The organism is Gemmatimonadota bacterium, from assembly GCA_009835325.1.
Taxonomy (GTDB): Bacteria; JAAXHH01; JAAXHH01; order JAAXHH01; family JAAXHH01; genus JAAXHH01.
The window spans coordinates 1-12,682 of sequence record VXWP01000074.1 but is presented as its reverse complement, the minus strand read 5'-3'; the positions used below and the strand labels follow the sequence as shown (position 1 = coordinate 12,682).

The 12,682-nt window shown below is 64.3% G+C and carries 12 protein-coding genes; 5 read left to right on the top strand and 7 right to left on the bottom strand.

Annotated elements, in window-relative coordinates; all coding sequences use genetic code 11:
• Nucleotides 1–21 precede the first annotated feature (21 nt).
• Nucleotides 22–2,751 (top strand): M1 family metallopeptidase, encoded by a 2,730-nt coding sequence (locus tag F4Z81_09355; protein MXW05257.1) that lies wholly within the window; start codon nucleotides 22–24, stop codon nucleotides 2,749–2,751.
• A 13-nt stretch (nucleotides 2,752–2,764) separates the two neighbouring features.
• Here F4Z81_09355 and F4Z81_09350 read toward each other — a convergent pair whose 3' ends face one another.
• The 7 genes from F4Z81_09350 to F4Z81_09320 all read right to left on the bottom strand — a co-directional run bounded on the left by F4Z81_09350 (nucleotide 2,765) and on the right by F4Z81_09320 (nucleotide 8,736).
• Nucleotides 2,765–3,562: a tetratricopeptide repeat protein gene (locus F4Z81_09350; GenBank protein ID MXW05256.1), complete on the bottom strand. Its 798-nt coding sequence runs from the start codon at nucleotides 3,560–3,562 to the stop codon at nucleotides 2,765–2,767.
• A gap of 29 nt (nucleotides 3,563–3,591) precedes the next feature.
• Entirely contained in the window at nucleotides 3,592–3,888 is a 297-nt protein-coding gene (locus F4Z81_09345; protein MXW05255.1) for an integration host factor subunit beta, read from the bottom strand.
• A 131-nt stretch (nucleotides 3,889–4,019) separates the two neighbouring features.
• Nucleotides 4,020–4,769 carry a phytanoyl-CoA dioxygenase family protein gene (locus F4Z81_09340; GenBank protein ID MXW05254.1) on the bottom strand — a complete coding sequence of 250 codons (750 nt, stop codon included), beginning with the start codon at nucleotides 4,767–4,769 and terminating at the stop codon, nucleotides 4,020–4,022.
• A gap of 283 nt (nucleotides 4,770–5,052) precedes the next feature.
• Nucleotides 5,053–6,522, bottom strand: a complete 1,470-nt coding sequence (locus F4Z81_09335; GenBank protein MXW05253.1) for a M81 family metallopeptidase — start codon at nucleotides 6,520–6,522, stop codon at nucleotides 5,053–5,055.
• A 51-nt stretch (nucleotides 6,523–6,573) separates the two neighbouring features.
• Nucleotides 6,574–7,113, bottom strand: a complete 540-nt coding sequence (gene msrA / locus F4Z81_09330) for a peptide-methionine (S)-S-oxide reductase MsrA (protein ID MXW05252.1) — start codon at nucleotides 7,111–7,113, stop codon at nucleotides 6,574–6,576.
• A 118-nt stretch (nucleotides 7,114–7,231) separates the two neighbouring features.
• The gene (locus F4Z81_09325) at nucleotides 7,232–7,432 is read right to left on the bottom strand and encodes a hypothetical protein (protein ID MXW05251.1); all 201 of its coding nucleotides are present in this window, start codon (nucleotides 7,430–7,432) and stop codon (nucleotides 7,232–7,234) included.
• Complete coding sequence (locus tag F4Z81_09320; protein ID MXW05250.1) at nucleotides 7,429–8,736, bottom strand: amidohydrolase family protein; 1,308 nt, start codon at nucleotides 8,734–8,736, stop codon at nucleotides 7,429–7,431. The genes F4Z81_09325 and F4Z81_09320 overlap by 4 nt, the downstream gene beginning before the upstream one ends.
• 171 nt (nucleotides 8,737–8,907) lie before the next feature.
• On the opposite strand from F4Z81_09320, the gene F4Z81_09315 reads away from it, so the two are divergent.
• From F4Z81_09315 to F4Z81_09300, 4 genes are all read left to right on the top strand, one after another.
• Nucleotides 8,908–9,171, top strand: a complete 264-nt coding sequence (locus tag F4Z81_09315) for a hypothetical protein (protein ID MXW05249.1) — start codon at nucleotides 8,908–8,910, stop codon at nucleotides 9,169–9,171.
• Between the two features lie 22 nt (nucleotides 9,172–9,193).
• The gene (locus F4Z81_09310; protein MXW05248.1) at nucleotides 9,194–10,324 is read left to right on the top strand and encodes a sodium ion-translocating decarboxylase subunit beta; all 1,131 of its coding nucleotides are present in this window, start codon (nucleotides 9,194–9,196) and stop codon (nucleotides 10,322–10,324) included.
• A gap of 41 nt (nucleotides 10,325–10,365) precedes the next feature.
• Nucleotides 10,366–12,177 (top strand): biotin/lipoyl-binding protein, encoded by a 1,812-nt coding sequence (locus F4Z81_09305; protein MXW05247.1) that lies wholly within the window; start codon nucleotides 10,366–10,368, stop codon nucleotides 12,175–12,177.
• 37 nt (nucleotides 12,178–12,214) lie between these two features.
• Nucleotides 12,215–12,682, top strand: a 468-nt coding sequence (locus tag F4Z81_09300; protein MXW05246.1) for a DUF3187 family protein, incomplete at its 3' end; no start/stop codon positions are given.

The window sequence follows — 12,682 nt, the reverse complement described above, 5'->3', positions numbered from 1 at the left end:
TTCCGCGTTCAGGAAACGGTCATGATCGCCTTCCCGCCCCGTCCGTCGTCCCGGCTGTTGCCCGCTCTCCTGTCGGGCCTGCTGTTCAACCTCTTTTCCCTCCTATCCGATATCACGGACGTCCGTGCGGAGGTACCCAATCCTCAGAACGACGAAGGTCCGTCGGTCGTCGACCGTTCCGGCATCCCGGGCCCAGCCATCGAAGCGGCCCTGGCGGAGTTGTACCGGCAGCTGAATGGCCGGCGTATTGCCGAAAACCCCCTCGAAGAGATCCTCGACGACGGCGATCCTTCCTTGGCCGAACGGTACGGAGAAGCCAGGATCAGGCTGAGGGAACGGCACGCGTTGGACAGCCTCCTCGTCCGTCCCGAAGTACGGCTGAACGTTTTCTTCGAAGAGGAAGAGCGCCTTTCGGCCGAACTGTGGGACGTCCGTTTCGTGCGACATGCGGATGGCTGGAAAGCCGAACGGTTCGAGCCGCTGCTGGCGGCCCACCTCGGCTTCCGGTTCTCCCTGCGGGAGGAGGAGGTCTACGCTTTCGACCATCTGACGATCGAGCGGCCCGCCGGAGTATTCGAGATCGAAGACGGCCTGCTGATGCCCGGGTTCTCGGGAGATCGAATCGGACGCGCGGTCCTCGTGGGCGCGGGACGATTCACCTTTACGCCTTCGGACCGCGTTGAGCGTCACCAGATGAACAAGTACGCCCGAACGACCGCCGATACCTACACGACGGGCTTCGACCGGATGGTGCTGGTCCTGTCGCCCGGGGGATATGAGCACCTAGTGGAAGGCGTGGCGCTTTCGCGTGTCGAGGGCGGACGGGCATTCGACCGGGCGAAGGCCCTGCTGAACCGCGTCGACCGGGACTACCTGCTGGACATGAAACCCGCCCGGGAACGCTTCTCCCTCGCCCACACGCATCCTGGATTCTTGCAGGCGGAGATCGATCTCTCGGACTCGGACCGGTGGCTCGTCTATACGAACAGCCCCTATGAATCGGAATCGGTTAGCCTGGTCCGGAAGAGCGGTTTCCCCAGGAACCCGGATATCAGTCCGCCCGTGGTCTGGTGCCGTTTCTCGCCGGACCCGGAGGAACCGTCCGGCCGCGCCGACCGCGCCGGCCGCGCCGTGGAGGACGAGACGGTTCGGGATCCGCTGCTGTCCCTGGACCACTACGATATCGCGGGATCCCTGGAGAATGGCGGCCGGCGCATGCGCATGAAGACGACCCTGGAAATCACGGCCCGGGCGGACCCGCTCACCGCGGCAACTTTCACGCTGAACCCGGATCTGGATGTCTACCGCGTGGACTATGCCGGCGGCGAAGGCGCGCTGTTCACGCGGCAGGACACCTGGCTCACGGTTCCGTTCCGGCAACCGGTCCCTGGGGATAGCACCACTACGCTGACCCTCTGGTACGAGGGCGACGTCTTCCGGGAAGGGGGCGGCGGCTTCTTCGGCCTGTTGACCAACCAGCAGTGGCTTCCCGTTCATTCCAACGAGGATCTGTACACTTTCGATTTGGAACTGCGCTATCCGGAGAAACTGACCGTGGCCACGGTCGGCGCCCACGTGGCCAGTCATGGGGAGGGAGATACGCGTGTCACACGCTGGCGGCGGACGCGGCCCGTGTCCTCGCTGGGCATGACAATCTCCGAAAACCGTACCCGCACGGTCTCCGCGGGTGGCATCGACGTGATCCTCAGCGTGGACGAAGACCGGCGCGAGACCGAATCGAACACGGCGCGGATCCTTACGCACATCGGTCCCGCGCTGGACTTCTTCGGCGGCGTCTTCGGTCCCTACCCCTACGAGAAGCTCGACGTCGTGCAAATGCCGGACGATTACGCCTTCGGCAGGGCCCTGCCGTCGATGCTGATGCTGTGGGGACTGTACTTCCAGGATGCCTTCCGCCTGGACGCGAACCTGCACGCCCATATGTACACGGAAGTGCAGCACCTCTTCCGCGGATTCCTGGCCCACGAACTCGCCCACCAGTGGTGGGGCGGCACCGTGGTCCCGAAGACCTATCGCGACGCCTGGCTTTCGGAGGCGATGGCGACGTACGCGGCGGACCTTTACATCGAAAGCGAGACCGGTCCCGAAGCGTTACGCGAGATGCTGAAACGGCACACGGACCAGGCGCTGTTCGCCGACCGGCACGGTGCGATCGACCTGGGCATGCGGCTAGGGGAGCACTACCAGACCGTCGTCTACGAGAAGGGCGCCCTGGTACTCCACATGCTGCGGCGCACCATCGGCGACGAGCACTTCATGAACGTGCTCTCACGGTTCTGCCGGCAATTCAAGGGCAAGCTGGTTACGACGGCGGACTTCGAGGCCGCGGTGGAAAGGGAAACGGGCCGGGAGATGGGCTGGTTCTTCGATCAGTGGATCCGGGACACGGGCTTTCCGGTCTACCGGGTGTATTTCACCAGCAGCGAAGGGGGCGTCGGTGCGGTGTCCGGCGGTGCGGCATCCAGCGGCCCGGGTCCGGGCGGTTTAGATTCGGGTGGTGAGAGGACCGCCAGGGGGTTCACGGTGCGCGGACAGCTATTGCAGGAACAGGAAGGCCGCGTATTTCACGCGATCGTGCCCCTGGTCATCGAGTTGGAAAACGGCGACCGGATCGTCCGGGAGATCTGGAATACCCAGAAGCGTCAGACCTTCGAGTACGCATTGCCGGACAGGGCGAAGCGCATCGACGTCGCACCGGATTACTCCGTGTACTTCAAGGCCGCCCGGTAGTGCCGGTACGATGCTATTCAAGCAGGGGCCTCTCCACCCGGGCGCGGTTCGCCTCCGGTGAATCGGGATACCGCTTGATCAGCCGCTGGTACACGAAACCGGCCTCGACGGTGCGACCCGCGGCTTCGAGGCATTGTCCCGCCTCCCACAAAACCGCCTCCAGGCCTTCCACACCCTGAAAATCGATCTCGAACCTGAGGTACTGTCGGGCGGCTTCGATGAAATCCTCCTGCGCGCGGTAGCTTTCCGCTATGGCGAGACGCGCCGACTGCACAAGCGTCGAATCGGGCTCAGAAGCAAGCAGTTGCTGGAAGACCATGCGCGACAGTTCCGGCCGCCTTCCGGCAAGGAGCGCCTGCCCCAGCAGGAAGCGCGCTTCATCCTCCAGTTCCGAGTCGGGATAGGCCGACAGGAGCCGGTTGCCGGCGTTTACCGCGTCGTCGTGTCGTTCCAGGGCGAACTGAATGCGGGAGACCTCCAGCAGCGCGTCGTCCGCGAGTGCGTGTTCCGGGCCGTGCAACAGGACCTTAAGGAAATACTGCTCGGCCACTTCCCGGTCCGGATCCAGGCGTCCGAGGTGGTACAGGACCACCGGCTCTTCGGGCTGGTCGTCCAGTATCCGCAGGAAAGCCTTGCGCGCCTGGTCGCGCTGGCCCGACTCGTAAAGGGCAACGGCTTTTTCCAGCGATATGGAGGGGATTTGGGGCGGTACTGCGCCGGCGTTTGTGTCCTGTGGTGCGGCCTGGAGCGGACTCAGGCACAGCAGACATCGGAACAGATACAGGCGAGTGTGTTTGCTAATTGTCGACAAGATTGCGGGGGGGCTGCGGTCCGCTCTTTTTAGTCATCTAAGGGGACCCGCAGGGCTTCTTTCAACAGTTTTCCGGGTTTGAAACGGGTCTTCTTTCCAGCCGGGACGTAGACGATATCGCTCGTGCGGGGATTGCGCGCGGAAGTGCGGGCTTTCGTGTCCTTGACCTCGAACACCCCGAATCCCCTGATTTCGATCCGGTCTCCCTCGATCAGGGAATCCCGCATGGCCACAAACGTCTGGTCGACCACGGGAAACACCTGTTCTTTCTTAAGCCCCAGACGCTTGCTGATCAGTTCCACCAATTCTTTCTTGGTGGTGGTCATGAAGGCCTCCTCCCGGCAATCGGCACACCGGTACGCAACGGACGCTATCCCTTTGCATTAATTCAACTTAACAACGCCGCAAGTATTCTAAGGGGCGGTATTCGCCCTGTCAACGGATTTTGTCGCGAAGCTCAGTTCATCCCCGCCGGCGCCGTCTCGTGAAAGGGGAAGGACCCCTTGAAGGGACGGGGACTGGAGACGTACCACACGCCCTCGTACATCGGGCAGGTCTGGTAGTGGCAGACCACATTGCACCGTTCCATGTCGTCGTCTTCCTTGGCGCCCTGGTGGGGGATGTGGCTGAGGAAGACGACCGCGTCGCCGGCCATGGGGTGCAGCACGACGTGTTCCTGCGCGTAGCACCACTCTTCGAACGCGACGTGGTCGATCCGGGGATAGAGGTGGGGCGGCTCGGAGAGGTGGCCGTTCTTGACGAAGCGGAGATTGCCCTGGCCGGGGACGTTGTCCTGGAAGTAGAAGGTCGTGTTCACGCTGCTGGGCTGCACGGCCAGCCTGCGTTTTTCCGTTTCCCGCTTCTCGTTCCAGTAGCCGTAGAAGTCCATGTGCCATTCCTGGGTGTAGGCGCCGGGGTTGATGTGCGCCCGGAAACTGCGGAGCTGGCACTGCTTGCCCATCATGGCGTAGAGGAGCGGCGCCACGCTCGGATGGCCCACGAGCGGGGCGAAGATGTCGGGCTCCCGGTCCAGCAGGGTGTCGAACCACATGTTCCCGACGGCGTTCAGGCCTTCCTGCCATCCCTGCTCCTTGGCGTGGAATATGCGGGACCGCACCTGCTCGGTTTCCTCCGGGGACAGGGCGCCCTTGAGGAGCACGAAACCGTCCCGTTCCAGTTGATTCAGTTTTTCGTCGAGATCTTTCACCTGGTCTCTCCTTGTACGTCGCTGTCAAAGTACGCCGCTGCCTGATCCGGAAATCGGTGGTCCGGCCGGTCGCGCACCGGTCCCACATCGGTCGCGAACCGGCCGCTTCGGGTTCACCCGCGGATTTCGACAAGACCATAAACACGGGGACATCCGCTGTCAAGGCATACGGGCCGCCTCGCGAGACGACTCGTGGGCTGCGCGACGGCCTCCTCGACGCCCGGGCGAGGACCGGTTCCCTCGCATATACGCACCCCGCAGAATCCAGTCGCACCCCGCGGGATCATTCCTCGAACGGATAGAGCGGCCGCCGCCGGTACCGGAAGTCGAATCGCCGCATGTCCGCGGTCGTGGCGCCGGGCGTGTCCACCCGGATCAGCCGCTTGCTCACGGGCGCGTAGGCGGCTGTTGGCGCATGGACGCCCTTGGCGATGAGCACGTGGAAGTCGGCCGGGTCCAGGCCGATACTGGTCATCATACCCAGGCTGACCGGCACCGTCCGGAGCGACGTCAGGCTCACCGTCAGTCCGCTGTCCGTGGCCACGACAGCGGTCTGCCCCATATTAAACGATGTCTTGCCCCCGTGGCGAACAGCAGATTCGGTGAAGCGTCCTTCGTGGATCCCCTGCACCCGCACCTCGGTCCGGATGGGCGGTCCGTGCCGGTCGTCCGTCTTGCCGCCCATGTCCAGCGTGAGCCTCGCACCCACGCCCGCTGCAACGGCCCGTTCGACGGATCCGGGATCGAACAGGCAGAGGAAGGTCTTCACGTCTCCGCGGCTCAAGATCTCGTGGGCAATGAGCGTGCCGTCCGCGGCCGATCCGCCGCCCACGTTGTCACCCATGTCGAGCAGGCACACGGGCCCCTCGCCGTCCAGGGCGGAATCGACAGCCTCGGGGATGGAAATGAACTCGCCGACGAACTCGTCTCGGTGCGCGACCAGGTAATCGGCGAGATCCTCCGCGATGCGCCGGGCAAGTCCGGTGTCGCCGTCGGTCACGGCAATGAAGGCCGAACCCATTTCCGGCACGTCCGCGTACGGAAACCCGAGGACGACGCTGTTCGACAGGACGCCGGTTTTCTCCAGCCACGCGTCCGCTTTCTCATAAAGGGGCCGGCAGGGCGGCGAGGACGTGTCCTGGCGCTCGATGCCGATGGCCACCGGCGGAAAAGCCGCGGCCTGCACGGGCCGGACTTCTCCGCGCAGGGTCCGGGCCATGAGCGTAGCGGCCTCCAGGCCCCGCTGCTTCTGGTCCAGGTGCGGGTTGGTGCGGTAGGCGATGGTGGCGTCGCAGGCCTCGACCATGCGCCGGGAGAGATTGGCGTGGGGATCGATGGTGCAAATGATCGGAAGGTCCGGCCCGACCGTCCCGCGCAACCGGGTCAGCCAGTACCCGTCCAGATCGTGGTAATCCGCCCCCTCGCCGGCATTGGCGCCGTGGGGAGCGACCAGCAGGCCGTCGAGCGGCCCCGCGCCCGTGAGCTGCTCGAACATCATCTCGATCAGCGCGTCGCAGGTGTCTTGCGTGATCCGGCCGGACGGCGGGGTGGACGCGTAGAACAGCGGCACGGCGTCGATGCCGGCGTCGTCCAGTCCCTCCAGGAAGCCGCTGATCTCGTGGAATCCATCACTGAAATGATCGGCGACGGCTTCACCGGTCAGGATCCCGTCCCGCCGGAACAGGTCGAGGGTCGTCGGCGTGTGGCTGAACGTATTGGATTCGTGGATCAGCGAGAGGATGCCCACGCGCACGGAAGAGCGCTCCTTCGGCTGCGGACCTGCTGCGGCCCGCACGACAGTGGATCACGACAGCAAGTGCTGGAAGGATTTTCTGAACTTGTCCACCTTCGGGTCGATGACCATGAAACAGTAGGGTTGCCGTGGATTGTTGCGATAGTAGTCGTGATGGTATGTTTCGGCCTCGTAAAAAACCTCGAGGGGTTCGATCTCCGTAACGATCGCCGCGCTCCACAGGTCCGACCCGTCGGCTTCCGTCCTCGAATACTCGGCCGCGCGCTGCTGTTCGTCATCGTGGTAGAGGATGATCGAACGGTACTGCGTGCCGACGTCCCCACCCTGGCGGTTGAGCGTAGTCGGGTCGTGAATGCGCCAGAAGATGTGCAGGAGGTCCGCGTAACCGATCACGGCCGGATCGAAGTTGATCCGCACGACCTCGGCATGACCCGTGGCGCCGGTGCATACGGACTTGTAATCCGGATTGTCGACACTGCCACCGGCATAGCCCGACACCACGCTCGTCACACCCCTGATCTGCTGGTAGATCGCTTCCAGGCACCAGAAGCAACCACCGCCCAGCGTCGCCGCCTGCGTCTCTTGTGTCATGTAACCGTCCTCCATGGAGTGGGTGCGGAATCCTCAAATCCGTTCCGGCCGGGGTACTGGTTCCGCCGCGTCCGGTGCTGATTTCTGTGTGGCGCCTGGTCTTGTTTGCTTCGGCTCATCAGCGCGGTCTTCTCGTAACGCGCATGTATGAAAAAACGAAAATGGGTAGGGCGAGGGCCAGGAAAATCCAGATCAGCGCCCGGTCGTCCTCGATGATCCCCGTCATCGACAGCAGCGTGCTCACGCCCGCCGCGGGAATGGCCGCGGTGGCGGCGGAGACTGCCAGGCAGAACAGGAGATCCTTGATCATACGCTTCATGAGCCCGGCCGATTCACTAGTTTGCCGTCCACGTAGTCCAGCAGATCCCGGGTGACCGCGCCGTCGGGCTCCCGGTCGAAGGTCGTCCTGAAGTCCCGCATCAGGGCGGACGGCTCGAACCGCCGTCCTTCGCGCACGGTGCATTGTACGTTTTCGATATCCTCAATCCGTTCGAGAGGGTTCCCCCGGACCGCCACCAGGTCGGCCTGCAGGCCCGGCCGGATCGAACCGGTCCGGTCGTCGATGCCCAGCACCCGGGCGTTGATCGAAGTGGCCGATCGCAGCGCGTCCACGGCCGTGATGCCGGCGTCCGTGTACATGGCGAGTTCGTCATGCACGCTCATCCCGGGCACGAGGTGGGGGAAGGGCGTGTCGGTGCCGAGCGCCACGGTCACACCTCGCTGATGGGACCTTCGCAGGAACCGCTTCAGGTGCGCCATGGCGCCCTGGTATCTCAACCGGTATTCCGGCGGACCGAAACGGCCGAGATACCGCTGCCATATATCCAGGTGGCGAGGGTGTACCCAGGCCCTCCGGGTGTCGTGGTGAAAGGACCGGTCCAGGACGCGGCCGAGCCGGTCCCAGACCACCAGGGTCGGGTCGATGATCACGTCACGTTCAAGGAGCAGGTCGATCACGAGATCGTCCTCCGCTTCGGACGCCGCGCGCCAGGCCACGCCGCAACCGGCAAAGTGCTCGAATTCATCCAGTCCGAGCCGCGCGGCCTCCTCCGCGGTGGTCGTCTGAAGATGGGCCACCACGAATTTGCCCGACGCGTGGGCGGCGTCGACCGCCGCCTTCAGCAGCGGGGGTTCCACGCCCGCGTACAGCTTGATCTGGTCCACCCCGGCTTCCACGTGCCGCCGGACCGAATCGGCGATCTCGCCGGGTGTGCCGTGGGCCCGTCCCATTTGGGGCCAGTAGACCCTGGGTCCGTCGAGCAGGTGTCCGCAGCACAGGATGGCGGGACCGGCGGAAGGGTCTTTTGCGTGGCGCTCGCGCTCCTCCAGGATCCATGCCAGGTCGTTGCCCACGTCGCGGACCGTGGTCACCCCGGCGGCCAGGAAAGCGGGTCCCATGACGGAACTGTAATGCACGTGTGCGTCCATCAGCCCCGGCAGGAGCGTGCATTCCGGCAGGGCCGCGGTCTCCATGCCGGCGGGGACTTCGGAGACGGGCAGGACCGCGTCGATGAGGCGGCCCTTCACCACGACGGCGACGCCGCTTCGCGTCTCGCCGGAAACGCCGTCCCAGATGCGGTCCGGGGTCAGTGCGTACATGGCTTTCCGCTTGTCTGACTTCATGAAGGTATCCCGCGTGCCGGCCGCCGGTTGCCGGTCGCCGTCCGGAGCCCCGGACGGGTGCCTTTCCGCCTCGCTCGTTCCGGTATAAAACCCTTGCCCGCAACGTGCTTCGTCCTTTTCTTGGACCCATCGGTAATATCTAACGTCACCGTGGATTCTGTCAAAGGGCTAATGTCCAATCCCCTGTACACCGGATGGCAACGAATCCTGGAAGGCCAGGGTCTCGAAGTCGCCTTCACGGGCATGTTCATCGTGTTCCTGGCCCTCGCCGCGATCAGTTTCAGCATTGCCATGCTGCCCAGGGTCGTGGCGGCGCTGGGAGGCAAGCGCCCTGAACATCCGGACAACCCCGCCGGTACGGATGCCCCGCAAGACCACGAAGCCGTGGCCGCAGCGGTCGGGTACGTGCTCGACAAGAAGAACAACCATCGATAACCTGGCCATGCGGACGGACTAAATGACGATACTGTACGACTTTCTGTCGGCTTCCGGTCTGGCCGCGGCGACGTGGGGACATGCCGTGATGATCCTGATCGGCATGGTCATGATCGTGCTGGCGATCGTCCGCCGCTACGAACCGCTGCTCCTGGTGCCCATCGGTTTCGGCATCATGCTGGGCAACATCCCCATGATGGGAGGGGAAGGCCATGGGGTCTACGATGAAGGCAGCGTCCTCTACTACATCTACTTCGGCGTCAGGGAAGGCGTCTTCCCGCCCCTGATCTTCCTGGGCATCGGGGCCATGACCGATTTCTCGGCCATGCTGTCCAACCCCCGGCTCGTCCTCCTGGGCGCCGCCGCGCAGATCGGCATCTTCCTGACCCTCCTCGGCGCCATGGCCATCGGATTTACGCCCGCCGAGTCGGGCGCCATCGCCATCATCGGCGGCGCGGACGGTCCCACGGCCATATTCCTGTCATCGAAACTGGCGCCTCACCTGCTTTCCATGATCGCCATCGCGTCCTATTCCTACATGGCCCTGGTGCCCATCATTCAGCCGCCCATCATGCGGCTTTTCACCACGCGACAGGAACGGCTTATCCGCATGGCGCCGCCCCGGGCGGTCACGCAGCGGGAGAAGATCCTCTTCCCCATCGTCGCGTTTATCATCGCCGCGATGATCGCGCCGGATTCGATCGTGCTCGTGGGCATGCTCTTCTTCGGCAACCTGCTCAAGGAATGCGGCGTCACCGAACGGCTGGCCAATACGGCGCGGACCTCGATGATCGACATCGTCACCATCCTCCTGGGATTCTCCGTCGGCGCCAGCACGCAGGCCTCGGCGTTCCTTACGCTGGAATCGCTCTTCATCTTCACCCTGGGCGTGGTCGCCTTCTGCATCGCGACGTCCGGCGGCGTGCTCTTCGCCAAGTTCATGAACCTTTTCGTCAAAGACAAGATCAACCCGCTGATCGGTGCGGCGGGCGTCTCCGCCGTGCCCATGGCGGCGCGGGTAGCCCAGGTGGAAGCTCATCGCGAAGACCCGCGCAATTTCCTGTTGTTTCACGCCATGGCGCCCAACGTGGCGGGCGTCCTCGGCTCCGCCATCGCCGCGGGCATACTCTGGTCCGTCCTGGTGGGCGGGTAAGTGCGGTGAATACATCGAACCCTTAAAACGAGGGAACCAACGTGAAGAAAAAAGTCCATTTCATGTGCACCACGTTCCGCGACGGATTCCAGTCCGTTTACGGCGCGCGCGTCTTTACCCGCGACTTCATGCCCGCCGTGGAAGCGGCGCGGGACGCGGGGATCGACTACTTCGAGGCCGGAGGCGGAGCCCTGTTCCAGTCGCCCTATTTCTACTGTAACGAGGACGCCTTCGAGCGGATGGACGCCATCCGGGAGGCGGTGGGCCCGGACGCCAACCTGCAGACGTTGTCCCGGGGCGTGAACGTGGTCGGGCTCGACTCGCAGCCCAGCGACATCATCCGTCTGCATGCCGAGCTGTTCAAGAAGCACGGCATGACGACCATCCGGAACTTCGACGCCCTGAACGACGTGGAGAACCTCGTGCACAGCGGCCGGTGCATTACGGAAGCCGGTCTCAGGCACCAGGTGTGCGTCACCGTCATGGAACTGCCTCCGGGCTGCGCGGGTGCTCACGACGCGGCGTTCTACACGGAAACGTTCCGGAAGATCCTCGACGCCGACATCCCCTTCGACTCGGTGTGTTTCAAGGACGCGTCGGGCACGGCCGTGCCCTCCAAGGTCTTTGAATCCGTCAAGGCCGCCCGGAAGCTGCTGCCCGAGGGAACCTGGATCCACTACCACACCCACGACACGGCCGGCATCTCCGTCGCGGCGTACCAGGCGGCGCTCGAAGCCGGCGCCGACGCCATCGACCTGGCCTTCGCGCCCGTTTCGGGCGGCACTTCCCAGCCCGACATCCTCGTCATGTGGCACGCGCTCCGGGGAACGGACTACGACCTGGACATCGACCCGGACGGCGTGCGCGAAGCGGCAGAGATCCTGAAGGAATGCATGGAGGACTATTTCCTGCCGCCCGAGGCCGTGGCCGTCGAGCCCCTGCTCCCCTGGAGCCCCATGCCGGGCGGCGCCCTGACCGCCAACACGCAGATGCTCCGGGACAACGGGATCATGGACCGCTATCCTGCCATCATCAAGGCCATGAGCGAGGTCGTGGAGAAAGGCGGGTACGGCACGTCCGTCACGCCCGTTTCCCAGTTCTACTTCCAGCAGGCTTTCAACAACGTGATGATGGGCCCCTGGAAGAAGATCGCGGAGGACTACGGCCGGATGGTGCTGGGCTATTTCGGCCGGACGCCCGTGCCCCCGGACCCGGTGGTCGTGAACATCGCCTCGGAGCAGCTCGGCCTGCCGCCCAACCGGCGGCCGGTGCTGGAACTCAACGACAACGACCCGAAAAAGGGTGTCGAAGCGGCGCGCAGCGCGCTGAAAGAAGCCGGGATAGAGGATACGGACGAGAACATCTTCATCGTCGCGGCATGCGGCGAGCGGGGGCTGGCCTTCCTCAAGGGCGAAGGGTTCATCGGCGTCCGCAAGAAGTCCCCGGCCGACCAGGAGGTGCTGGAAGAGGACGCGATGGCCTCTACGAACGGCCCCCGTGGATACCAGGTGACCGTTAACGGCCGGAGTTACGCGCTGCGGATCGAAGGGAAGACGGCGATCGTGAACGGCAAGGCCTATGACGTCGACCTCCAGCCCGATATGTCCGAGGCCGCGACGGAGGCGGCGGAACGCGCCGGGACCACGCCGGTCATCGCCCCGATCCCCGGGAAAGTGCTCAAGGTGGCGGTCACGCCCGGACAGGCCGTCGAGGAAGGAGACGTCATCGTGGTTCTGGAAGCCATGAAGATGGAAATGGAGGTCACCGCCGACGTGGCCGGAACCGTGACCCATGTCTCCATAAATCCAGGCGTCCAGGTGATCGCGGGCCAGACGCTGGCCTACCTCGGTTGAGTTCCCCCGATCTGGATCCCCAGGGTTGGAGCGTCGCATGGCCGGATTCCGAATTCACCGCGTCCGCGTCACGAACAGTTTGATGAACGCGGTCTGTGTGGCGTGCGCCCGTGTGTTGAACGCGGCCCGTGTGCCGACCGCGGTCCGCATATTGCGCCGGGCCGTTTCCTGCGGCCTGTTGATGTTCGTAATCCCCGCTTATCCCGCCTTTCCCCAGTCCCCGGCCACCGGCCCCTTCATGCAGCGCGACCAGTTCCCCGTCAGAATGTTGTTCCTCGGACTGCGTCCCGAGACCGGGGACCTCCTGCCGCGGAGATCGATCCAGTGGGCGGTGCAGTTCGACTACGCCAATACCTATGCGAGCACCCTTCCCGTGGGCGATACCTTGATCGCCGACGACTACTACCGGGCCGCGCCGCCAGACGAGTACCGGCTTTTTGTGGATACGGAATCCCTGCGCCTGTCGGTGGATCTGGACTGGCGGATCGCGTCGAGGCTGCAGTTC

Coding starts and splice junctions, on each gene's coding strand:
- F4Z81_09355 (MXW05257.1), top strand. CDS start 22: ATGATCGCCTTCCCGCCCCGTCCGTCGTCCCGGCTGTTGCCCGCTCTC.
- F4Z81_09345 (MXW05255.1), bottom strand. CDS start 3,888: ATGACCACCACCAAGAAAGAATTGGTGGAACTGATCAGCAAGCGTCTG.
- msrA (MXW05252.1), bottom strand. CDS start 7,113: ATGACACAAGAGACGCAGGCGGCGACGCTGGGCGGTGGTTGCTTCTGG.
- F4Z81_09325 (MXW05251.1), bottom strand. CDS start 7,432: ATGAAGCGTATGATCAAGGATCTCCTGTTCTGCCTGGCAGTCTCCGCC.
- F4Z81_09320 (MXW05250.1), bottom strand. CDS start 8,736: ATGAAGTCAGACAAGCGGAAAGCCATGTACGCACTGACCCCGGACCGC.
- F4Z81_09315 (MXW05249.1), top strand. CDS start 8,908: ATGTCCAATCCCCTGTACACCGGATGGCAACGAATCCTGGAAGGCCAG.
- F4Z81_09310 (MXW05248.1), top strand. CDS start 9,194: ATGACGATACTGTACGACTTTCTGTCGGCTTCCGGTCTGGCCGCGGCG.